The sequence below is a fragment of the Rhodopila sp. genome (assembly GCF_965277825.1).
In the GTDB taxonomy this organism is placed as follows: Bacteria; Pseudomonadota; Alphaproteobacteria; order Acetobacterales; family Acetobacteraceae; genus Rhodopila.
The window spans coordinates 430981-454144 of record NZ_OZ255846.1 but is presented as its reverse complement, the minus strand read 5'-3'; the positions used below and the strand labels follow the sequence as shown (position 1 = coordinate 454144).

Annotated in this window: 21 protein-coding genes; 14 read left to right on the top strand and 7 right to left on the bottom strand. The window is 64.2% G+C overall.

What is annotated here, in order from left to right:
• Positions 1-13 precede the first annotated feature (13 nt).
• On the bottom strand, positions 14-1051 hold the full coding sequence (locus tag ACQY4T_RS02670; protein ID WP_428537280.1) for a Gfo/Idh/MocA family oxidoreductase: 1038 nt from the start codon (positions 1049-1051) through the stop codon (positions 14-16).
• Positions 1052-1214: 163 nt separating this feature from the next.
• Here ACQY4T_RS02670 and ACQY4T_RS02665 point away from each other — a divergent pair, with 163 nt between their 5' ends.
• From ACQY4T_RS02665 to ACQY4T_RS02635, 7 genes are all read left to right on the top strand, one after another.
• On the top strand, positions 1215-2528 hold the full coding sequence (locus ACQY4T_RS02665; RefSeq protein ID WP_428537277.1) for a UDP-glucose dehydrogenase family protein: 1314 nt from the start codon (positions 1215-1217) through the stop codon (positions 2526-2528).
• Positions 2528-3766 (top strand): RsmB/NOP family class I SAM-dependent RNA methyltransferase, encoded by a 1239-nt coding sequence (locus ACQY4T_RS02660; protein ID WP_428537274.1) that lies wholly within the window; start codon positions 2528-2530, stop codon positions 3764-3766. The genes ACQY4T_RS02665 and ACQY4T_RS02660 overlap by 1 nt, the downstream gene beginning before the upstream one ends.
• A gap of 43 nt (positions 3767-3809) precedes the next feature.
• Positions 3810-4481 carry a ribulose-phosphate 3-epimerase gene (gene rpe / locus ACQY4T_RS02655; RefSeq protein WP_428537271.1) on the top strand — a complete coding sequence of 224 codons (672 nt, stop codon included), beginning with the start codon at positions 3810-3812 and terminating at the stop codon, positions 4479-4481.
• 44 nt (positions 4482-4525) lie between these two features.
• Positions 4526-6088: a heparinase II/III family protein gene (locus ACQY4T_RS02650; protein ID WP_428537268.1), complete on the top strand. Its 1563-nt coding sequence runs from the start codon at positions 4526-4528 to the stop codon at positions 6086-6088.
• 103 nt (positions 6089-6191) lie between these two features.
• The gene (locus tag ACQY4T_RS02645) at positions 6192-7298 is read left to right on the top strand and encodes a glycosyltransferase family 4 protein (protein WP_428537265.1); all 1107 of its coding nucleotides are present in this window, start codon (positions 6192-6194) and stop codon (positions 7296-7298) included.
• Between the two features lie 39 nt (positions 7299-7337).
• Positions 7338-8912 carry a bifunctional phosphoribosylaminoimidazolecarboxamide formyltransferase/IMP cyclohydrolase gene (gene purH, locus ACQY4T_RS02640; protein WP_428537262.1) on the top strand — a complete coding sequence of 525 codons (1575 nt, stop codon included), beginning with the start codon at positions 7338-7340 and terminating at the stop codon, positions 8910-8912.
• A 290-nt stretch (positions 8913-9202) separates the two neighbouring features.
• Positions 9203-9922 carry a hypothetical protein gene (locus ACQY4T_RS02635; RefSeq protein ID WP_428537259.1) on the top strand — a complete coding sequence of 240 codons (720 nt, stop codon included), beginning with the start codon at positions 9203-9205 and terminating at the stop codon, positions 9920-9922.
• 81 nt (positions 9923-10003) lie between these two features.
• On the opposite strand, the gene ACQY4T_RS02630 is transcribed toward ACQY4T_RS02635, so the two are convergent.
• The gene (locus tag ACQY4T_RS02630) at positions 10004-10780 is read right to left on the bottom strand and encodes a helix-turn-helix transcriptional regulator (RefSeq protein WP_428537256.1); all 777 of its coding nucleotides are present in this window, start codon (positions 10778-10780) and stop codon (positions 10004-10006) included.
• A gap of 153 nt (positions 10781-10933) precedes the next feature.
• On the opposite strand from ACQY4T_RS02630, the gene ACQY4T_RS02625 reads away from it, so the two are divergent.
• From ACQY4T_RS02625 to ACQY4T_RS02615, 3 genes are all read left to right on the top strand, one after another.
• Positions 10934-12013, top strand: a complete 1080-nt coding sequence (locus ACQY4T_RS02625; RefSeq protein WP_428537253.1) for an alcohol dehydrogenase catalytic domain-containing protein — start codon at positions 10934-10936, stop codon at positions 12011-12013.
• 257 nt (positions 12014-12270) lie between these two features.
• A complete protein-coding gene (locus ACQY4T_RS02620; RefSeq protein ID WP_428537250.1) occupies positions 12271-13497 on the top strand; it encodes a UDP-galactopyranose/dTDP-fucopyranose mutase family protein in 1227 nt (408 codons plus the stop codon).
• A 21-nt stretch (positions 13498-13518) separates the two neighbouring features.
• Entirely contained in the window at positions 13519-14574 is a 1056-nt protein-coding gene (locus tag ACQY4T_RS02615) for a hydroxyacid dehydrogenase (protein WP_428537247.1), read from the top strand.
• Positions 14575-14590: 16 nt separating this feature from the next.
• Here the strand turns inward: ACQY4T_RS02615 and ACQY4T_RS02610 are convergent, their stop codons facing one another.
• From ACQY4T_RS02610 to ACQY4T_RS02600, 3 genes are all read right to left on the bottom strand, one after another.
• Positions 14591-15460: an MBL fold metallo-hydrolase gene (locus ACQY4T_RS02610; RefSeq protein WP_428537244.1), complete on the bottom strand. Its 870-nt coding sequence runs from the start codon at positions 15458-15460 to the stop codon at positions 14591-14593.
• Positions 15461-15537: 77 nt separating this feature from the next.
• On the bottom strand, positions 15538-16575 hold the full coding sequence (locus tag ACQY4T_RS02605; RefSeq protein WP_428537241.1) for an amidohydrolase family protein: 1038 nt from the start codon (positions 16573-16575) through the stop codon (positions 15538-15540).
• A gap of 102 nt (positions 16576-16677) precedes the next feature.
• Positions 16678-18003, bottom strand: a complete 1326-nt coding sequence (locus tag ACQY4T_RS02600) for a dihydroorotase (protein ID WP_428537238.1) — start codon at positions 18001-18003, stop codon at positions 16678-16680.
• A 118-nt stretch (positions 18004-18121) separates the two neighbouring features.
• On the opposite strand from ACQY4T_RS02600, the gene ACQY4T_RS02595 reads away from it, so the two are divergent.
• Both ACQY4T_RS02595 and ACQY4T_RS02590 read left to right on the top strand, forming a co-directional pair.
• Positions 18122-18994, top strand: coding sequence for a phytanoyl-CoA dioxygenase family protein (locus ACQY4T_RS02595; protein WP_428537235.1), 873 nt, complete (start codon positions 18122-18124; stop codon positions 18992-18994).
• A 77-nt stretch (positions 18995-19071) separates the two neighbouring features.
• The gene (locus ACQY4T_RS02590) at positions 19072-19857 is read left to right on the top strand and encodes an HpcH/HpaI aldolase family protein (RefSeq protein WP_428537232.1); all 786 of its coding nucleotides are present in this window, start codon (positions 19072-19074) and stop codon (positions 19855-19857) included.
• Positions 19858-19908: 51 nt separating this feature from the next.
• On the opposite strand, the gene ACQY4T_RS02585 is transcribed toward ACQY4T_RS02590, so the two are convergent.
• Positions 19909-20310, bottom strand: a complete 402-nt coding sequence (locus tag ACQY4T_RS02585; protein WP_428537229.1) for a type II toxin-antitoxin system VapC family toxin — start codon at positions 20308-20310, stop codon at positions 19909-19911.
• A complete protein-coding gene (locus ACQY4T_RS02580; RefSeq protein ID WP_428537226.1) occupies positions 20311-20556 on the bottom strand; it encodes an AbrB/MazE/SpoVT family DNA-binding domain-containing protein in 246 nt (81 codons plus the stop codon).
• 128 nt (positions 20557-20684) lie between these two features.
• Between ACQY4T_RS02580 and ACQY4T_RS02575 the strand changes: the two genes are divergently transcribed.
• Entirely contained in the window at positions 20685-22094 is a 1410-nt protein-coding gene (locus ACQY4T_RS02575) for an aspartate aminotransferase family protein (protein WP_428537223.1), read from the top strand.
• A 103-nt stretch (positions 22095-22197) separates the two neighbouring features.
• Positions 22198-23076, top strand: coding sequence for an alpha/beta fold hydrolase (locus ACQY4T_RS02570; RefSeq protein WP_428537220.1), 879 nt, complete (start codon positions 22198-22200; stop codon positions 23074-23076).
• Positions 23077-23164: the final 88 nt, after the last annotated feature.

Sequence of the window (23164 nt, the reverse complement as noted above, 5' to 3'; positions counted from 1 at the left end):
GAAGCGATCCGGGTCATGTGATGCCGCTCGGATGATGCGCCGAGCCGGCGACCTCGATAAGTCCCGAGGCCGCCATCTTCTCGCGCGACTCCCGCATGCTCTCGCCAACCGCCAGCGCCGCCGCCAGCGCCCGGCGCCCCGCTGCGGCATCGACCAGCACCGGCGCGCCATCCAGCACCGAGGCGGCGAACGCCGCATGTTCGGCCGCGAGCGAATCATGATCCTCCCATGACACATTCTCGTTGGCGAAGCCGGCGACCCCAGGTACCGCTTGCTGGCCGGGCGGCAGGCCGCCACCGTCGGCCGCAATGCGAGCGATCACCGTCAGCTTGCGGGCCGAGAAGTCCGCGGCGATGTAACATTCTTGCCCGAAAATACGCATGCGCCGTTCGGTTCGGGGTGAAATCCGGCTGGCGGTGATGGTCGCCACCGCGCCGTTGCGGAATCTCAGCCGGGCATTGGCGATGTCCTCGTGGCGACTGGCAACCGCCGCACCGACCGCATCGACGCTCTCGATCTCGCTGTCGACCAGGGCGAGCACAAGGTCCAGGTCGTGGATCATCAGATCCAGAATGACGGAAACGTCGGTGCCGCGTGGCTTGAACGGTGCGATCCGGGTTGCCTCGATATATAACGGCGCGTTGATTCTGCTCGCCATGGCCTGATATGCGGCTGAGAATCGCTCCAGATGGCCGACCTGCAACACCAGGCCGCGCTGTTTCGCCAAGGCGCCGAGTTCATCCGCCTGTGTCAGAGTGGCGGCAATCGGCTTTTCGACCAGCACGTGTTTGCCGGCGTTGAGGGCCTGGGCAGCCAGTTGATAATGGACCTCGGCCGGGGCGGCGACGATCAGCGCATCCGATATGTCGAGCAAATCTTCGAAGCAGACTTCCTTTGCGCCGGCCTCCCAACCCACGGTCTTTGCCCGTTCCAGGTCGGGATCGAAGACGCCGGTCAGATGGCAACGGCCGGATGCGGCGACCTTCAGCGCGTGGTAGCGGCCGAAGTGGCCCGCGCCCGCGATACCGATCCGAAGCACTGAGTTCGGCATGGAAACCCCGGTCTTGAGTCAACGTCTGCTCAGACACACGCGCGTTCGTGGCCCTGTCAAGCGTGTTTCGGTGACGCCAAGCAGTGGTCGCCTGGGTAATTTGCTGGAATCGACCGTCGCCTTGTGCTGAATCAGCGTCGCATTCGCGTGAGGAACCCGACACGTGCGTATAACGATGATTGGCGGCGGCTATGTTGGCCTCGTCTCCGGAGCCTGTTTCGCGGAATTTGGCACCGAAGTCACGATCGTTGAAACCGACGTTCGCAAACTCGCCGCGCTACGCGAGGGGCGGATGCCGATCTACGAACCCGGCCTGGAACAGCTTGTTGCGGAAAATGTCAAGGCCGGCCGCCTGGCCTTCGCCGGCGACCTGACCGCAGCGGTGGACGGGACGGAGGCGGTGTTCATCGCGGTGGGTACGCCGACCAGGCGCGGCGATGGGCATGCCGACCTGACCTACGTCTACGCCGCTGCCGAGCAGGTCGCTCGTGCACTGACCGGCTACGCGGTAATCGTTACGAAGTCAACCGTTCCGGTTGGCACCGGCCGCCACATTCAGCAGATCGTCCGCGCGACCCGCCCCGATCTGGAATTCGACGTCGCGTCGAATCCAGAATTTCTACGCGAGGGCAACGCCATCGGGGATTTCATGCGACCGGATCGAGTGGTGATCGGCGCCGAATCCGACCGCGCCAAGGAGGTGATGCGGCGGCTTTATCGGCCGCTTTACCTGATCGAGGCCCCGATCGTGTTTACCGCCATCGAGACCGCGGAACTGACTAAGTACGCCGCCAATGCGTTCCTGGCGATGAAGGTGACCTTCATCAACGAGGTCGCTGACCTATGCGAGAAGGTCGGCGCGGACGTACACGACGTCGCACGCGGTATCGGCCTGGACGGGCGCATCGGCCGCAAATTTCTGCATCCCGGACCGGGTTACGGCGGATCCTGTTTCCCCAAGGATACCTTGGCGCTGGTTCGCACCGCGCAGGACTACGGCGCCCCGTCTCGCCTGGTCGAAGCCACCGTCGCGGTCAACGATGCACGCAAGTCCAGCATGGCTATGCGGGTCATATCCGCCTGCGGCGGGTCCGTCCGCGGCAAGACCATTGCCGTGCTAGGATTGACCTTCAAGCCGGAGACCGACGACATGCGTGACTCGCCGTCGCTGTCGATCATCTCTCGTCTGGCCGGTGACGGTGCCAGCATCCGCGCCTTTGATCCCGAGGGCATGGACCAGGCGCGTCCGCTGTTGCCAGACCAGGTTCACTACTGTGCGGACGCCCTGGATGCCGCGGCGGGCGCCGATGCGCTGGTGTTGATCACCGAATGGAACGAATTCCGCGCACTGGCGCCTGAGCGGCTGCGCGATGCAATGCGCGGCCGGGTGCTGGTGGACCTGCGCAACGTCTATGATCCGGTTGCCATGCGCGAGGCCGGATTCGCCTATCATGGGGTTGGGCGACCGTTGGTCTGATGGCCGATCCGACTCGCGAGTCCGCCTTCGACCTGTTGACCGCGGTCCTGGAACGGCTCCGTCCGCTACAAGAAGCGCTGGACAGCCTGTCGGAGCTTGAACCGCGAGACCGTGCAGCGGCGCATCGCCTCGCCGCCGCTGTTCTTCGCAGGATGGGTACACTGGATGCGGTGCTCGAGCCATTTCTGCGCCGGGAACCCCCCGACCCGGTTCGCAACGTTCTGCGTATCGGTGCCGCTGGCCTGCTGCTGCTGGAAACGCCGGCTCACGCCGCTGTCGCCACTGCGGTCAGCCTTGCCAAGCGCCGCGGCCTGGCGCCGTTCGCCGGTCTGGTCAACGCGGTGCTGCGCAAGGTTGCCGCGGCTGGACCGGGGGTGCTGGGGGATCTGGATACCGCTCGGCTCGATACACCTGCGTGGCTCTGGGCGGCGTGGGGCAAATCCGCCCGAGCGATCGCTACATCGCATCAGACCGAGGCGCCACTCGATTTCAGCCTTAAGCCGGGTATCCCAACGCCCCAGGGCGGTGTGCTGCTGCCGACCGGAACGGTGCGCTTCCCAGCCGGAACGGGGGTTGCCTGCGTGCCCGGCTTCGAGACGGGTGAGCTCTGGGTCCAGGACGCCGCGGCAGCATTGCCCGCCAGACTTCTGGCGGCCGGACCGGGTGAGCGGGTTGCCGACCTGTGTGCCGCACCCGGTGGCAAGACCGCCCAGCTTGCCGCTGCCGGAGCCGCCGTGACAGCGGTCGAGCGCGATCCGGCCCGCACCGATCGACTGGTAGCCAATCTGGCGCGATGGGGTCTGCGCGCGGACGTGATCAATGCCGATGCGACCGAGTGGATGCCTTCGCAGCCGTTCGACGCCGTGCTGCTGGATGCGCCGTGCAGCAGCACGGGTACCATCCGCCGCCACCCGGATATCGCGCGCGTCAAGCGGCCGCGCGACGTTCAGACGGTGGTCCAGGTGCAGGACCACCTGCTGCGAAATGCCGCCGGGATGCTTCGCAAAGGTGGCCGGCTGATCTACGCCGTTTGCTCGCTACAGCCTGAGGAAGGCGCATCGCGGATTGCCGCCTCGATTGCCACGACCGGACTGCGGCACGATCCGTTCCGCGCCGACGAACTGGCCGCCCTGCCCGAGGCTTTAACCTCGGAGGGCTTCTTGCGCACCCACCCCGGACTCTGGCGCGATCGCGGCGGGATGGACGGATTCTTCGCGGCGCGGCTGGTCAACGGCTGATGTTTCCTTGTGTGACAACGGTCCCGTTGTCTAGAAGCATCGCATGGTTGCTCCCGTCTCCCGGCACGTCACCATCGCCCCCAGTCTGCTCGCCGCCGATTTCGGCCGCCTGAAGGAGGAGGTCGCCGCGATCGAGGCGGCTGGCGCCGATTGGCTGCATCTCGACATCATGGACGGCCATTTCGTGCCCAACCTCAGCTTCGGTCCGCCGGTCCTGGCGGCGTTGCGCAAGCACACCAAGATGCCGTTCGACGTGCATCTGATGATCGCCCCGGTGGATCCGTACCTGGACGCGTATATCGACGCCGGCGCCGACCATATCAGCCTGCACCCCGAGGCCGGGCCGCATCTGCATCGCTCGCTGCAGCACATCCGCGATGCCGGCAAGAAAGCCGGCGTTGTGCTGAATCCCGCGACGTCACCCGACACGATCGCCTGGGCACTGGATCTGACCGACATCATCCTGGTGATGTCGGTCAATCCCGGATTCGGCGGCCAGTCCTTCCTGCCATCGCAACTGCCGAAAATCGCCCAACTGAGACAATTGATCGACGCCGCCGATCATCCGATCGCCCTGGCGGTCGATGGCGGGATAATCCCCGCCACAGCGAAGGCCGTGCTGGCCGCGGGAGCCGACACGCTGATCGCCGGAACCTCGGTGTTCCGCGCCCCCGACTACGCCCAAGCAATCGGGGCGCTGCGGAGCGGCGCATGAACGCTTCGAGTCCAAGCCGTTGGATCCGAGGCGCGCGCAGGGCCATGGCTCGGCTGCCGAGCCTGCGGATGGGGCGAGTGCCCGACGCCCCAGCGTTGTCAGTGCGCGACCCGTGGCCCGGCGACGCCAATCGGGGCGCGCAGTTAATCAAGGGCGAGCTGCAGTTTGGCGGCGCGGTGCAGCCGCTGCGGCAAGGCGGCTGGCAACAGATTGGCGGTTCCGCCGTTCTGCGGGCCGGTGCGCACGGCTTCTCCTGGCTGCGCGACCTGCAGGCGCTGGGCACCGATGCAGCTCGCTTGCGTGCCCGTGCCCTGGTGTCGGACTGGATCGCCAACCCGCCCTCGGACGCGGTTGCGCATCGGCCCGACGTCGTCGGCGCCCGCATAACCGCCTGGCTTGGGCACTACGAGTTTTTTGCCGCCACCGCCGACGATGCGTTCCGCCAACGGTTGATGGGTCGGCTGGTGTCGGATGCGCGCGGGTTGTCGGCGGCGTTGCCGGTCGAGGAACTGGACGCCCGCGCGCTGACCGCGTTGAAGGGACTGGTGGCTGCCGCGGTCGCGCTGCGCGAGCAGTCCGGTTTTCTGACCCGAGCGCTCAGGTTCCTGCCGCAGGAAATCGGCCGCCAGATTCTGCCGGACGGCTGCCATGCTGAACGCAGCCCAGCGGCGCAGTTGTCGGCGCTGCAGGATCTGACGGAGATTCGGGCGCTGTTGCGCACCTCACAGACCCAAGCACCGCCGGTCCTGGCCCATGCGATCGAACGCATGTCAACGGCGCTACGGGTGATGCGGCACGGCGATGGCGGCCTGGCACTGTTCAACGGCAGCCGGGAAGAAACCAACGCGCTGGTCGAACTGGTGTTGACCCAGGCGGGTCAGGGCGGGCGCGGTCCCTCGGCGCTGATCGAGGGCGGATTCCATCGCATGCAGGCCGGCCGCAGCGTATTGATCGTGGACTGCGGTGTGCCGGCACCGCCTGGGCTGGATCGCCTGGCGCATGCCGGAACGTTGTCGATGGAACTGTCGATCATGCGCGACCGGGTCATCGTCAATTGCGGGGCATTCGTGGCTGGTCCGCCGGAATGGCACGATGCGGCACGCGCCACCGCGGCCCACTCGACGCTGGTCATCGGTGATCTGAACAGCAGCGAGTTGAAGCCGGAAGGCCTGGGCCGCCGCCCGGAAACGGTGGAGGTGAACCGCCAGGAGGCCGCCGGAGCGCACTGGCTGGACGTGTCGCATGACGGCTGGCGGAAAACCTTCAATGCGGTTCACCGCCGCCGCCTATACATGGCGGAAAGCGGCGAGGACATCCGCGGCGAGGACCTGATCGAGGCGCTGGAACCGCAGCCGTTCACGTTGCGCTTTCATCTGCATCCGGATGTGCAGGCGAGTGTGCAGCAGGATGGCGCGGCCGTGCTGCTGCGGTTGAAATCCGGCACCTTTTGGCGATTGCGTGCGGATGGCGCACAGTTGTCCCTGGAAGAGACGATCTACCTGGGGGGCGCCGAACCGCGCCGCGGCGAGCAGATCTTGCTGACCGGCTTTGCTGACGGGCCGCAACACATCAAATGGGCGCTCAGCAAGGTCGAACGCGCGGGCTGATGGAGCCCGCTGTGTCAGCCTTGGCGCCGCGCGCGCAAGGTCGGGTCCGGGTAGTCCCGGCCGCCGCGGGATCCGAGCGACATCGACTTGGCGGCTGGCGCCGGTGAAGGTCATCGAGATCACCAATGTCGACTTTTCGCTGCGGCATTTCCTGCTGCCGCTGATGCGCGCCATCCGAGCAAGGGGCCACGAAGTCGTCGGGGCCTGCGCCGAAGGTCCCTTGTTGGCCGATGTGCGGGCCGAGGGATTTCGTGTCATTGCGATCCCGTTCGTCCGTCGGATGTCGCCGTTGGCGCATATCCGGGCCTTCAACTCCCTGGTCGCCATCTTGCGGGCGGAAAAGCCCGACCTCGTGCACGCCCATATGCCGATCAGCGGCTTCCTCGCCCGCTTGGCCGCCCGCGTCGCCGGCGTCCCGCGGATCGCCTATACCTGCCACGGGTTTCTGTTCAATCACGCGTCGTCGTCGCTGCCCCGACGCGCGTTGTCGCTCGTCATGGAGTGGACCGCCGGTCGAGTGACCGATGTGTTCCTGACCGTCTCGGAAGCCGAGGCGCGCGACGCCCGGCGTCTGCATATCGCGCCGCTAGCCGAGGCTGTCCGCAACGGCCGCGACCCGGCGCTGTTTCGTCCCGACCCCTCGGCTCGTGCGCGGATTCGCGGCGAACTGGGCGTGGCGACGGACCGAACGGTGATCATCGCGGTGTCGCGGCTGGTCTGGCACAAGGGCTATCCCGAACTTGCCGCCGCGATGCAGTTGGTGCCGGAGGCGGAACTCTGGGTGGTGGGAGAACGGTTGGACAGCGACCGCGGCGTCGACGTGGCCGCGGTGTTGCGCGCGGCCGGTCTGGGCAGCCGGCTTCGCATGCTGGGCTATCGCACCGACATCGCGGCGCTGCTGGCGGCCGCCGACATCTTCACCCTGCCCAGCCGGTTTGAGGGCCTGCCGATGTCGGTGATCGAAGCGATGCTGACCGCTCTGCCGGTGGTCGCGACGAACGTGCGGGGACCGGCGGAGCAGGTGGTCAACGAGGTATCCGGGCTATCGGTGCCGCCCGGCGATCCGGCTGCCCTTGGCTCGGCTCTGGGACGATTGGTGCGCGACCCCGCTCTGCGTGGCCGGATGGGCCAGACTGGTCGGCGGCGGGCGCTGGAGCATTACGACGAGGCCAAGGTTCTGTCACGAACGCTGGACCTGCTGGGGCTGTAGGTTTATCCCGCCGCGATTGCAGCACGACTGGACGCCACCATGATCGACATCGTTCCCATCCGCCGGGCGTTGATATCGGTGTCCGACAAGACCGCCCTGGTGCGGTTCGCCCAGGCGCTCGCGGCGCACGGGGTCGAGATCCTGTCCACTGGCGGATCGGCAAAAACGCTGCGCGAGGCGGGTGTGTTGGTGAAGGAGGTCTCCGAACACACCGGGTTCCCCGAGATCATGGACGGGCGCGTCAAGACGCTGGTGCCGCAAATCCATGGCGGCATCCTGGGGCGCCGAGATCGGCCCGAGCACCTAGAGCAGATGCGCCAGCTCGGGATCGCGCCGATCGATTTGGTGGTGGTCAATCTGTATCCGTTCGAGGCAACGGTCGCCAAGGACGCCGCCTACGACGCCTGCATCGAAGAGATTGACATCGGCGGTCCCGCGCTGATCCGTGCCGCGGCGAAGAACCATGATTTTGTTACTGTACTGGTCGACCCGGCGCAATACGATGAAATGCTGGAGCAGTTGGCGTCATCCGGGGGCACCTCGCAGCTGCTGCGCCGTCGTTTGGCGGGGGAAGCCTATGCCCGCACGGCGGCTTACGACGCGGCGATCGGAAGCTGGTTTTCGACGCAGCGCGAGGATACGTTTCCCCAGCGACTGACAATATCGGGCGACCGGCTGCAGACCCTGCGATATGGCGAGAACCCGCATCAGGCAGCGGCATTCTATGCCTGGGGCAGGCGGTTCGGTGTGGCCACTTCGGTGCAGGTTCAGGGCAAGGAATTGTCGTACAACAATCTGAACGATACCGACGCCGCGTTCGAGTGCGTGGCGGAGTTCGAGGCGCCGACTGTCGCCATCATCAAGCACGCCAACCCGTGCGGCGTGGCCAGCGCCGATCGGCTGGTGGAGGCTTGGGACGCGGCGTTTCGTTGCGACCCGATATCGCCGTTTGGCGGCATCGTCGCGGTCAACCGGACCTTGGATGCGGCGGCGGCGGAAAAGATCGCAGCCATCTTCACCGAGGTCATCATCGCCCCTGATGCCGATGAAGCCGCGAGGGCGGTTCTGGCTCGGAAGAAGACTTTGCGGTTGCTGCTGACGGGCGGGATTCCCGATCCGGCCGCCGACGGCCTGACGTTCCGCAGCCTGGCGGGCGGGTTCCTGGCGCAGACGCGGGATACCGGGCGGGTCGGCGCGGCTGACCTGCGTGTGGTGACCCGCCGTACCCCGACCGATGCCGAGACCGCCGACCTATTGTTCGCCTTCCGGGTCTGCAAGCACGTCAGATCGAACGCGATCGTCTACGCGAAAGCGGGCGCCACCGTCGGCATCGGTGCCGGCCAGCCGAACCGGATCGACTCGGCGCGGATCGCGGCGTGGAAGGGTGAGGAAGCCGCCAAGGCGGCGGGGCTGCCGGAACGGTTGACGCACGGCAGCGTGGCAGCATCGGATGCATTCTTCCCGTTCGCCGATGGGTTGCAGGCGGTGGTCGCCGCGGGCGCGACCGCGGTGATCCAGCCGGGCGGATCGAAACGGGACGCCGAGGTGATCGCGGCGGCGGATGCGGCCGGGGTGGCGATGGTGTTCACCGGGATGCGGCACTTTCGGCACTAGGCTGGTCATAGCAGACCGCTCTCGGCCCGAATGTCAGGTGGTCCGCGAAGGTTTTGCCGTCAACCTGCGGGGCCGCCCAAAGGGCGCTTCAACGCTCGATTTTTCCGCCGGGTTCCTGCCGTCTCAATCAAGCCGCCGACCGGCTTGTTGGCGTGCAGCCGCGCTTGTTTTCGCTGTCGCGGCATATGAATCGTGCCCTTCGCCTGCCGATCTCGGTCGACGACCTTCGCCGGCAGCCAAAGTGCAGCCATTGATCAATTTCGTTGCCGTCCATATCGACGAGATGGCCGATGGCCACCAGGGGAGCGAAGCGAATCAAGCTGTTATCGGTTCATCATGCATCCTGGAGCGTCAAGCCGGTGGGACACACTCGCGGTGAAGCAAATCTAGCTCGCGATATACTGGCAAAGACAGAACAGGAGACGGCCAACACGATGGGCCAACAAAACTGGCGAACGCTGGCGTTCGATCGCATGGAACATTCGGGCAGGAAGGGGCCGACGAACCTTCGTGCGGCCGTCGTCGAGGCGTTGCGAAACCGGCCGGTTAGGCGCCATGCGACCATGACAACAAGACGCCCGAGTCCGCTTATCGCAGGCGTGATCTTGGTTGTGCTGGTTGCCGGCCTCCTGCCTGGTTGCATGATCGAACAACTTCTGATCGGGCAGTGGTACAGCGTCCATACTCCGCCGGCAGGAGCGTGTCCGCGTCTTGAATGGCGGTTTGTGGTTGACTCAAACCGGACGATCAATGGCTTCCTGGCAAGCGAGGGGCAACAGCGCATCGCTAACTTGTCCGGCCTGCTCAACAACGACGACAGCTTTCAGATCACGGCCACGGACGTTGCTGGCGGTCGGACAGCGAGCGTGACAGGGCAATTCACCTCGCAGGTAAGCACGATTTCCATCCATGGCGTGGCCGCGGGACGCGCCTGCGACGGGCAAACCTTCAAATTGCGTTTGGGGAGTTATTTCGCGCGTCAGGGCGGCGGTGGCGGTGGCGGCGGCTGAGCAAGGCGGGACCATGGGCGAGCCAGGGCCGTTCCCGACGCCATGCCGCCCAAGCGGTTTGGCGGACGGCTTCAGTCGCTGCTATACCGGCGTATAGATCGCCAGCTTCAGCGTCGGATCGTCATTGGCCTGAAATGTTGCATACTCGAAGCGCAGCAAGCCTCGCTCCGGGTGGTTCAGCAGTTTCTGCCCAGCCCCGTTGCCGCGGATATCGTGGGCCTCCCACCATATCGCGAACTCGCTGCTGCCCATTCGAAGCCGGCGCAGAAGGTCGAGAAACGCCGGATCGGCCGCCCACAGGTCATGCGTTGCCCTGAACTGGGCCACCATGCGCTTTGCCTCGGCCGCCCAGGTTGCCGCGAAAAGCCGCCGAGCCCCCGGGTCGGTCAGCATATAGAGAAGGGTATTGCGGTCGGCCTCCGCCAGACGGCCGAAGTCGATGAAGATGTCGGCCGCCGCGGCATTCCACGCCAGGACGTCCCATCGGCGTCCGGTGACATACGCGGGCTGATCCAGGCTTTCGACCATACGTCGAAGCGTTTCAGGCACGGTCTCGCGAGTGAACCGGCGGCGGTCAGCGTCTCGTGTCAGCGCTCGTAGATGGGCATGCTCGGCCTTGTTGAGGCGCAGCGCGCGTGCCAGGGCATCGACCGTGGTAACCGACGGACGAATGGCGCGTCCCTGTTCCAGCCGGATATACCAGTCAACGCCGATGCCTGCGAGTTCGGCTACCTCCTCGCGTCGCAGACCCGGGGTCCGGCGCCGTCGCGCCGTTGACAATCCGACAGCCTTAGGATTCAGCCGTTCCCGTCGCGATCTGAGGAAATCACCGAACGCGTCTCTGTTTGGGTCCGCCATGAGCTTTGCTCCTGCGCCGGAAGGACTTGTTTAACTGTGGGCTTCTGGTTCCGCGCGGCCAGGCAGGGATTACACAGTCCTAGGATACTGCCAGGCCTGGATGGGCGCCGTGAGTATGTCACGATAGCGCCGGTAAAAGGGGAAGACACATACATGAAAGCTGCAATCCTGAACGCGCTTGGATCGCCGCTGGAGATCGATACCCTGCCTGATCCGATCCTCGGCACAGGTGAGGTCGTTGTCGATGTCGTCGCGACTACCGTTCTGCCCTATGCGCGCGAGGTGTTCAGCGGCGAGCGAAAATACCTGCTCACCTTGCCGGTGGCGCCTGGATGCGGGGCGATCGCACGAGTGAGGGCAGTTGGACCGGATGCCACCCGCCTGGCGGTCGGCGACTGGGTGTGCTGCGATCCGACCGTGCGGTCGCGTGACGATGCGCTGGCCCCCGACATCACCCTGCAAGGCTGGAGCGCTCGCGGTGAAGGCGGCCTGCACCTGCAGAAGCATTTCCACCACGGTCCGTTCGCCGAACAGATGCTGGTCCCGACCGAGAACGCGGTGCCGATCGGTCCGATCGAGCCGGCCGAGGCGGGACGGTGGTGCGCGTTGAACCACCTGCTGGTGCCGTATGGCGGCTTGTTGGCGGCGGACCTTCAGGCAGGCGAGACGATCCTGGTCAGCGGCGCCACCGGCAACTTCGGCAGTGCCGGCGTCGCCGTCGCGCTGGCGATGGGCGCCGGCTGCGTCGTGGCACCCGGCCGCAACAAGACGATGCTGGCGGATCTGTCGCGGCGCTTCGGGTCTCGGGTCAGGACGGTGACGTTGACTGGCGAAGAGGCGGAGGATGGTCAGCGGATGAGGCAAGCGGCCCCGGGCCCGATCGATTGTGTGCTCGACCTGCTGCCGCCGTTCGCCGGCACGCGGCCGGTGCGGACCGCGGCGATGACGGTGCGGGAATTCGGCAGGGTCGTGCTGATGGGCGGCGTCGGGATGTTGGGGGGTGAGGACCTCGCGCTGCCGTACCCCTGGATAATGCGGAACAACATCACCATACGCGGTCAATGGATGTACCCGGCCGAGGCCTGTATTCGCCTCATCGGGCTGATCCGTTCTGGGTTGCTGGATCTGGGTGGCTTCGAAGTCACCGAGTTCCATCTGGCCGATGTGAATCAGGCGGTCGCTCATGCCGCGGCCAATGGGGGCGCCTTCAAGATGACCGTGCTCCGCCCATGAACATCCTGGTTGGTATGCTTCGACTTCATCACGATGTCCGACGAGCTCCACGCGGGCGCTTGGTCCGGCGATTGCGTCCTCTCGGGTAGTTGCCGTGTCTGCCGGTGGGGTGCTCGCGGGTGACGCACTATTTTCGGTTTTAAGCTCCATTGGCGGCAGTTTTTCGCCTCGCCGCCGATCCGCCTCCCGCCGACGATCGATGAACCGGCGTGGCGAAGTTGTTGCGATAGCGCAGGAAACCCTGTAAACACTACGAAATGACCCGAATTCTGGTTGTCGGATGCGGTTTCGCAGGCGCTACAGTCGCGCGCGAACTGGCCGACGCCGGATGGGAGGTCGATATGATCGACCAGCGTAGCCATATCGCTGGCAACGCATTCGACGAAATCGACTGCAACGGCATTCGGATCCATCGCTACGGGCCGCATCTCTTCCACACCTCCAACAAAAGGGTCATCGATTGGATCGCCCGGTTCGGCGAGTTCGTCACTTATGAGCATCGCGTTCAAGCGCGGTTGCCGGACGGACGGTGCGTCGTGCTGCCGATCAACCGCGCAACCATCAACGATGTCTTTGGCGTGACGCTGAACGACAGTGAGGCGGTGCGCGCCTTTCTGCTGACCCAGGCTGTCGATATTGCTCATCCGGCCAATGCTGCCGAGTACCTCGCGACCAAGGTCGGCGTGATATTGTCGGATCTGTTTTTTCGCCCTTACACCAGGAAGATGTGGGGCCTCGATCTGGAAGATCTGGATGCCTCGGTCGTAAAGCGGATTCCACTGCGTTACGACAATGAGGATCGCTACTTTCCGGGCGAAACCTACCAGGTGATGCCGCGCCTGGGCTACACGCGTCTTTTCGAGGTTATACTAGATCATCCTTGTATCCGCGTGTGCCTGAATCAGTCGTTCGATGCCTCGATGCTTCGTGGCTACGTGCATTGTTTCAACAGCATGCCGATAGATGCGTTTTTCGATTACCGGATCGGCCGGCTGCCATATCGATCCATACGCTTCCACCATCACACTGTCCGGTTCGATTACGGCTGCGGGTCGGCCGCGACAATCAACTTCACCGACGCCGGTCCGTTGACGCGAGAGACCGACTGGACCCGGATACAGGGCCACGTCGTCCGGCAAGGGCCGAGCAAGACGATCACGCGGGAGGAGCCTTGCGATTACTCCGAAAACAACCATGAACGATATTATCCCGTGAAGACCTCCGACGGGAGGTATCAGGTGCTTTACAGCCGTTACAAGGCGCTGGCGGCCGCGGTCGCGAATGTTAGCTTTATCGGTCGCTGCGGAACGTATCAGTATCTCGATATGCATCAGGTCATCAGCCAATCGCTGGCGCATGTGTCGGCTTGGATCGATCAACGACGGAGCTCGGGGTCGGTCAAAGGAAGCCCGTTATCGTCCTCCAGCGAGCCGAGCGGTCGATTTGCCTGTACGCCGAACATCGGGCTATCTGCCGGATCTTGACCGAGCAGCGAAGGGCCACCGATGGCGCCGAATACCAAGCGAGTGTTTTACGTAAACAACGTTTCTGCGCAGATTTATCTCGATATCCTGGCGGCGCGCGCGGACCTCCAGGTGGACAAGCTGGTCAACGATTCTCCGGCCGACGAAGTCGAACCGGTACTGTCACAGGCGCATGCCTATCAGATCGGCAGTAGCCGCCAGGAACTGGCGATCGCGCTGCAAGGCTACGCGCCGTTGCTGGCCCGTTGTCCCAATCTGCTTGTGCTTTCGACCAACGGCGCCGGGTTCGATACGGTGAGCTTGGCTGACGCCACTTCTGCCGGTGTCATGGTGGTGAACCAGGCGGGCGGCAACAAAGAGGGCGTGGCCGAACATGTGATGGCGATGATGCTGGCGCTGTCGAAGCGCATCGTCGTCTCGGACCATGCGATGCGCAGTGGCAGCGCGTATCGGCGGCAAGACTTCATGGGCGACGACGTGCAGGGCCGTACCATCGGGATCATCGGTCTTGGCCATGTCGGCGCTCGGGTAGCGGAGCTTTGCCGCGGGTTGTTTCAGATGCGGGTGCTCGCCTACGACCCGTATCAGACGGCGGAGCAGATCGCGGCGAAGGGCGCCGAGAAGGTCCCGACGCTGGAAGCGATGCTGCGGATCGCCGACTACATCTCGGTCAACTGTCCGCACACCGCGGAAACCAGGGGGATGATGGGCGCCGCGCAGTTCGCGGTGATGCCGGCGCACGGCTATTTCATTACCACCGCGCGCGGCGGGATCCATGACGAGCACGCCCTAGCCCAGGCACTGACGGCGCGTCAGATCGCCGGAGCCGGGCTGGACGTTTGGGAAGACGAGCCGCCGCCGTCCGACCATCCGTTGCTTGGCTTCGACAACGTAGTGGTCAGTCCGCACACTGCCGGGATAACCCGGCAGTCGCGGCACAATATCGCCAAGATCGCCGCCGAGCAGATGCTCGATATCCTGGATGGGAAGCGGCCTCCGCGCCTGCTTAATCCCGAAGTTTGGGATGTTTACTGCGACCGTTTCGCGCGGATTTTGGGGTATCGGCCCCGGGGATAGAGCCGAGACCCGGCCCTCAGGCGATGAACTTATAGTCGAACGCGTCTCCCGCCGCCTCCACCAGTCCGACCGTGGGGCTGGGAAAGTGGATCGGCAGTACAAACGTTCCGGTTCCCGCGATATCACCCAGGAACCGGCGCCGCGATGCCTCGGCTTGCTTCGCGTCCCAGTCAAAGATCGTGGACCAGCTTGGCTCGCGGACCTGCAATGCATGGTGCATCAGGTCGCCCGTGACCACCGCGTGTTGACCGCCCGATTTGATGTTCACGCAACAATGGCACGGCGAGTGACCCGGCGTCGGCGTAAGCCAGACGGTATCGTCAAGGGTGTAGCCATCATCCACCAACAGGGCCTGACCGGCTTCGACGATCGGCAGGCAGTTGAAGCGCCAGACATTCCCGGGTGGCTGCTTATCTTCCTTCGTCGCCTGCTCCCACGCCGCGTATTCGTTCTTATGGAACACGTATTTTGCATTCGGGAAGGTCGGGACCCAGCGTCCGTCACGCAAGATTGTGTTCCAGCCGCAATGATCGATATGCAGATGGGTGCAGAAAACATAGTCGATCTTGTCGAACGAAAGTCCGGCGGCCTTGAACTCCTCCAAATAGCGCTGCTTGGGAAAATCCATTGGCGCGGGGTAACCCTTGTCCTCGCCGGTGCAGGTGTCGATCAGGATCGTATGATGCGGGGTTCGCACTACAAATGTCTGGTAGGTGATATACATCATCCCGGAGACCGGATCGAACACGATGGGATCCAATGTCTTCAGATGTCGCGCAGCCACCTGGGGATCATAGGCCGGAAACATGTCGGCTGGCTTACGCCAAGGACCATCGCGCTCAATGATGCTGGTTATCTCGATGTCGCCGATCTTCAGACCTTGCATCGTTTGTTCCTGGTGATACTAGTTCGCGCGCCTCGTCGCACATCCCGGTGGCGCACATCCCGGTGATGGCATGATCCTCAGAATTCCAGACGGTAGAACCGCGCCGCGGTGCCGCTGAATAGCGCGGTCCTCTCCTCGGCCGAGGCGTCCTTCGCCAGGATCTTGCAAGCGTTCCAAAACGCCGCATAGCCGTACGACCCCTTGTCCACCGGGAAGTTGCTTTCGAACATGCAGCGGGCCGCGCCGAATGCCTCGATGCAGGTCTCGACGTAGGGTTTCCAGGCGGCGGCAAGCTCCTGCGATGATGGCGGTTCCGCCTTGGTATGGAAATCCCAGCCGTTGATCCGCATCGCCATGCCGCCCAGTTTCACCACCACGTTCGGGCACGCCGCCAGCTCTCGGATCGACTTCGACCATTCGGCAGAAATCTCGGCGCGTTTGCCTTCATAGGAACCGATTGCCAACGGGCCACCGACGTGGTTCAGGCATATCGGCGTGCCGGGGAATGTCCGAGCCAGCGCGGTCACGTCGCCGATCTGAGGATGATACAACCACGCATCGAACGACAGATTGAGCGGCGCCAGGCAGGCAAATCCCTGGCGGAACGTCTCGTCGTACATCAGCCGCGAAGGTGGCGCGTAGGCCGGGTTCATCAGGGTCGGATCAGGGTCATTCGCCGTGATATGCCTGATGCCGCGGAACCGACCGCCGCCGGCGCGAATATGCGCCTCCAGCACCTCGCGTGATCTGTCGCCATTGCGCAGATCGACATGGCCGACAATGCCGGCACAGATCTTCGATGGACCATAACCCCCGGATGCGCTCATGGCCGCGACGCCGTTGACGAACTCGGTCTCCCCGACCGGCCTGAACGCCTCGGGACCCGATGCGCGATGCATCGAACGGCACTGAACGAACACTGTCCCGATTATGTTGTGGCCGCTGTTCGTATCCGCCAACAGGTCGTCCAGCATGTAGCGCCAGTCCGGCCGCTCCCACAGGTGGTGATGCGGATCGACGATCGGCAGCGCCGGGTCGAGGATCGGCTCGCGGCGGCGTGCCAGCCAGTCGTCGCGCACGGGCAAATACGGGCTTGGGGTGGTTGTGCTGCTCATGGTTGGGCGTTTCCTTTATCGGGTGGCTCGGCATTGCATCGCTCGTCATCACGTGGTTCGGGACTGGCCCGTCATCGCGCGGCCCGCGCGTGGTGCCGCGCATCACCCGTTGAAGTTCACCAGCCGGCCGGATGGCGAGTCCAGCACTTCGTCGTCCCGCATGACGATCTGGCCGCGCACGATCGTCGCCACCGGCCAGCCGGTGATCTGCATCCCGGCGAACGGGGTCCATCCGCACGGCGCGGCGATCCAGGATTCCTCGATGCGCCGGCGGCGTTGCAGGTCCACCAGAGTGAAGTCTCCATCGTATCCGGCCGCCAGCCGTCCCTTGCCGAGAACGCCGTAAACCCTGGCGGGCCCGGCGCACATCAGATCGACCATACGCGCCAGCGACAGACGACCGGCATTGACGTGATCCAGCATGATCGGCACCAAAGTCTGCACTCCGGTCAGGCCGGCCGGGCACTCCGGCCAGGGCAGCAGCTTCTTGTCGCGCGGATGCGGCGCATGGTCGGACCCGACCGTATCAACCGTGCCGTCGTTGATCGCTCTCCAGGCCGCATCCATATGCTGCTGGCCACGAATCGGCGGGTTCATCACGCCGAAGCCCTCCAGTCGCTCGTAGCAATCCGGCGCAACCTGAGTCAGATGGTTGACCAGAACCTCGCATGTCGCGATGTCGCGGTAGTCCTTCAGGTAGTCCAATTCTTGCGCGGTCGAAACGTGCAGGATATGCGCCGGGCGTCCGGTCTTTCGGGCCAGCGCCACCAGCCGCCGGGTGCCGAGGAAGGCGCACTCCTCGTCGCGCCAGACCATGTGGTTGGCATGGGGATCGCCGGACTTGAACAGTGGCTTGCGTGCCTGCAGACGGTATTCGTCCTCGCTGTGGAAGGCGATCCGGCGGCGCCCGGCGCGCATGGCTTTTTCCAGGTGCTCGTCGTCCTCGATCATCAGGTCGCCGGTCGAACTGCCGGCAAAGATCTTTATGCCGCAGACACCCTCGCCCACTTCCAGCGAAGCCAGCGAAGCGATGTTGGTCTTGGTGCCCCCGACATAGAGTCCCATGTCGCACCAGGCGACCTGCTGGACGTAGTCCTGCTTCCAGCTCAAGCGATCCTGATCCGTAATGGACGGGCTGGTGTTCGGCATGTCGAACACGGTGGTAAGGCCGCCGAGCACGGCGCCTCTTGTGCCGGTGGGAATGGTTTCGACCGTCTTGTCACCCGGATCGCGCAGATGCACGTGCGGGTCGATCAGGCCGGGCAGCACATGCAGGCCGGTGGCATCCAGCGTGTCGTCCGCGGTGGCATCCGAGCCCACGCCAAGCGAGGCGATCTTGCCTCCGCGCACCCCGACGTCGATACGTTCCGAACTCCACGGCAGCACGCAGGTGCCGTTGCGAATCAGAAGGTCGTAGTGCGCCGCCATCGGTGATCCTTTCTCGATGTCCAGCCGTGTTACCACCGTTGGGCCGGATTGGTCACTCGGTCAGCCTCGACCCTTGTCGCGCGCCGATGTAGGGTTGCTGCAAAGCGCGGAGGAATTCATGCTCAACAAGGCCCAGATCGAGGAATATAACGATGTCGGCGCCATCGTCGTGCCGGACGTGCTGACCCCTGACGAGGTTCGCACGCTCAGCGACGTCACCAATAGTTTCGTCCAGCGCGCCGCCGGGCTGACCAGCCACACCGAGATCTATGACTTGGAAGACAGCCACTCCGCCGCCAATCCCAGGGTGCGCCGGATCAAGGCCGCGAACCTGCACGATCCGGCTTATGCCGCGCTGACCCGGCATCCGAAGATCATCGGCGTGTTGCAGGCGCTGTGGGGCCCGCACATCCGGTTCGATACCGCCAAGCTGAACATGAAGTGTGCCGGTTTCGGGGCGCCGGTGGAATGGCACCAGGACTGGGCGTTCTATCCCCACACCAACGAGAACCTCGCGGCTGTCGGTGTCATGTTCGACGACATGGCGATTGAAAACGGTCCGCTGATGATCATTCCCGGCAGCCACAAAGGCCCGACGTTCGATCATCATGCCGACGGTGTGTTCTGCGGCGCGATGAGTCCGGACAATCACGACGTCGATTATACCAAAGCGATCCCGCTGACCGGCAAGGCAGGTTCGATTACGGTGCATCATGTTCGCGCCGTGCATGGGTCCGCTCCGAACGTCTCCGACCGCGACCGGCGCCTGTTGCTGTTTCAGTTCCGCGCCGGCGACGCGTGGCCGATCCTGGGTTTTTCCGGCGGCATCGAGGCATTCGACGGGCTGATGGTCGCCGGCCAACCGCAGCCCCCGAGACTTGCCCCGGCGCCGGTGCGTTTGCCATTGCCGCCGGCTTCACGCCAGGGTTCGCTTTACGAAAACCAGAAGGGAATGAAGTCGCGGTCCTTTGACATGGCAGCGGCGCAATAGGGCCGTTCAACCGAACTTCGATATGATGCAGCACCAACAATGGCGCCGCTCGGTCTCTGCAAGACGAGGAAAGCACCATGACCGTCCGTAACGTCGCCCACGACCAACTACGGCAAGGACACCTATCGCTCGGGGTCGGCATCCGCACCACGCGCAGCGTGGAAGTGGCCAAGATGATGGCCACGGCAGGCTTCGACTGGCTGTTCCTGGACATGGAACACGGCACGATGTCGCTGGACGCCTGCGCGCAGATTTCCGCCGCCGCGCTTGACGCCGGCATCGCCCCGATCGCTCGGGTGCCGAACGGGCAATACGCAATCGCGACACGGGCGCTGGACAACGGCGCGATGGGCATCGTCATGCCGCATGTCGATACCGCCGCCGAGGCGCGCGAGGTGGTCGAGAGACTGAAGTATCCGCCGATCGGTCATCGTTCGGTTGGCGGTTGGGGGCCGCACTATCAGTTGCAGAAGCTGACCACCGGCGAGGCGGTGAAGGCGCTGAACGCGGCCAACCTGACCGTGGTGATGCTGGAAACCCCGACCGCCATCGCCAACGCAGCCGAGATCGCGTCAGTCCCCGGCGTGGACGTGCTGCTGATCGGGTCGAACGATCTGTGCGCGGAGATGGGCATCCCCGGCGATTTCGCCAACGACCGACTGGCCGAGGCCTACCGCACGATGATCGCCGCCTGCGCGAAACACCGGAAATTCCCGGGCATGGCAGGCATCTACAACGAGGCTATCATGCCGCGCTACATCGACATGGGTGCGCGGTTCATCCTGTCCGGCCAGGACGCGTCCTTCATGCTCGCGGGCGCGCAATCGCGCACCGGGTTCCTGCGCAAGACGCTGGGCAAATAGGGAACCGAACCCGGTTGCGAAGCCGTTCCGGGCAGGCTTCGCTTCGACGGTTCAATCAGGCACGATCAGGCGCAGCGCCGGAAAATAGTCCCGGTATCGCGCTCGGTCTCGTGTCAGCAGAATGCAGTCCAGAACCGATGCGTGCGCGCCGATGACGAAGTCGGCCAAGACCCCTGTGCGTATTCCGCCTCGCCCGCGGTAGAGCCGATAGGCCTTGGCCGCCAGAAACAGGCCCGCGCGAGGGATTGCGTCAAGCCGCGTGCCGATCTCGGCGAGGGCGGCTTCGAGGTTCTCGATCGACTCGAAACGCACGGACAACTCGGCATAGACCACGTCGTTGATTAACAGCGGTCCGGTAGCGGACGCCCTCGCGAGTTGCAGACGCGACCACGACATCCATCGCGGGTCGTTGGTCACGATATCCAGCAGGACATTGGTATCGACTAGGGTCAATCAGTTCTCGCCGCGAAGCAGCGCCATGATCTCGTCGGTGGTCATGCCAGGACCAGCGCTGCCAACCGCGCGGTCGAACCGCAGTATGGCCCGCTCACCAGCCCCAGCCGCTGCCCCTGCCTTGCGCAGCACGACCTCCCCGGCCGAGCCCATAATGAAGTCCACGGCGCTGCCGGGGTGAATATCCAGAATCTCGCGGATCGGTTTGGGGATCGTGACCTGACCTTTGACGGTGACGGTGCTCATGTGATGTCCATTCGGTATTACCGCTGCTACATAATGTATTACCGCGGGATCTTCAACGACGGGTTTGCGCGGGCACCCGCTGGGTTTAGGGTGTCCAGCCTAAGTCATCCAGCCAATCAGGAGCATCCATGGCACCGCCCCCGCCCTTCGGCGCGAACTCCGCGGCTGCACGCGACATCGCCAACGTGCTGCATCCCTATACCGACCTCGAGGCCCACCAGCAGACCGGTCCCGTCGTCATTTCCCACGGCAAGGGCGTCCGGGTCTGGGACGAGACCGGCAAGGAATACATCGAATCCGTCGCCGGCCTATGGTGCGCGGCGCTTGGCTTCGACAACGAGCGCCTGGTCCAGGCCGCCGCCAACCAGATGCGCAAGCTGCCGTTCTACCACGCCTTCACCGCCAAGTCGCACGAGCCGATGATCGACCTCGCGGAGATGCTGATCGCCCGGGCGCCGCTGCCCATGAGCAAGGTATTCTTCGCCAACTCCGGCTCCGAGGCGAACGATTCCGCAATCAAAATGGTCTGGTATCTCAACAATGCGCTCGGTCGGCCAAACAAGAAGAAGATCATCGGCCGGCTGAAGGGCTACCACGGGATCACCATCGGATCGGCTTCGCTGACCGGGCTGGCAGCCAATCACCGCAGTTTCGACGTGCCGCTGCCGGGCTTCATCCACACCATGACGCCGCATTTCTACCACGGCGCGCTACCCGGCGAATCGGAGGACGACTTCGCCTCGCGCTGCGCCGATGAACTGGAGAAGATGATCCTGGCCGAGGGGCCTGACACGGTCGCCGCGATGTGGGCGGAACCGATCATGGGTGCGGGCGGCGTGATCCTGCCCCCGCGTGGTTATTTCCCGAAGATTCAGGCCGTGCTACGCAAATATGACGTGCTGCTGGTGGTGGACGAGGTCATCTGTGGCTTCTGGCGCACCGGCAACTACTGGGGCAGCCAGACGCTGGATATTCAGCCCGACATGATGGTGTGCGCGAAGGCGCTGTCATCGTCCTATCTGCCGATCAGCGCGGTGATGGTGAACGACCGGGTGTTCCAGGCGCTGGCCAAGGAAAGCCACACCATCGGCACGTTCGGCCACGGCTTCACCTACTCCGGCCATCCAGTCCCGGCGGCGGTGGCGATCGAAACATTGAAGATCTACGACGAGATGGAAATCGGCGCCCATGTCGGATCGGTCGGGCCCCATCTGCAATCCGAACTGCGCCGCCGCTTCGCCGATCACCCGCTGGTCGGCGAAGTGCGCGGCACGGGACTGATCGCGGCGGTCGAACTGGTAGCGGAAAAACCGAGCCACAAGAACTTCGATCCGAAGGCGAAGGTTGGGAGCCGCCTGACCGCGCTATGCGAGGCGAATGGCGTGATCGTCCGGGTCGTGGCAAACGATTCACTTTGCTTCAGTCCACCGCTGGTGATCTCCAAGGCGGACATCGACGAAATGCTCAACCGGATCGGCCAGGCACTGGATGACTTGACGGTGCAACTCCGACGCGAACAAATCGCCATCATCAGTTAGTTTCCAACGAAACGCTACGCCGCCGCACGACCACGCGGCCGTCGGACGGACCTCGGCTAGCGGCGCTCCAGGACAGCGATAAGGAGGATATCGTATATCTGACTTGATCAGCGCAGCCATCACTTCACGGCGAACCTTCTCCGCTGGTCTGGCCGCAGCGCTGGCCCTGCCTCATAGCGCGCTGGCAGCCGAGCGGTGGCAGATTCTACCGCCTACGCCGCCGCCTCCAAAGGGTCGGGCAGGCTATGCCCAGGTTGACGGCATCAAGTTGTACTATCTGGAGGCAGGTTCTCGCGCAGCTGCGGGTACGCCGGTGGTGATGCTGCACGGCGGCCTCGCGAACTCGGACTATTTTGGCAATCAGGTCCCCGCTCTCGCGCCGCATCATCGCATCATCCTTCTCGATAGTCGCGGCCACGGTCGCAGCTCCCGAAACGCACAGCCCTTCAGCTACGACCTCATGACCGACGATGTAGTGGCGCTGCTCGAACAGCTCGGCATCGCACGTGCCCGGATCGTTGGCTGGAGTGACGGCGCAATCATCGGGCTCGATATGGCCATGCGCCATCCGGATCGAGTGGACCGGGTGTTCGCGTTCGGCGCCAACACCCGCACCAGCGGACTGAAACCGGATGTCGAACACAACCCGACCTTCGCGCGGTTCATCGCTCGGGCGCGGGAGGAATACATCGAGCTGTCCCCCACGCCGCATGATTACGCGGCGTTCCTGACCCAAATCGGACAGATGTGGCGCACTCAGCCGAACTGGACGGATGATCAGCTTCGCAAGATCGGGGTTCGGGTGCTGATCGCCGATGGCCAACACGACGAGGCGATTCGGCGCGACCATACCGAATACATGGCGGCAACGATTCCCCGAGCGGGTTTGCTGATCCTGCCGAATGTCAGCCATTTTGCTTTCCTGCAGGATCCGGCGCTATTCAATGCCGCCATGCTGGATTTCCTGGATGGACAGGATTGATGCCGACGGCAATGGTTCTTGGATAACGCTGAGCCGGTGCGCCAATCGCCGCGGCAAAAGGTGACCCCGGCCGCGCTCGTCAAACCAT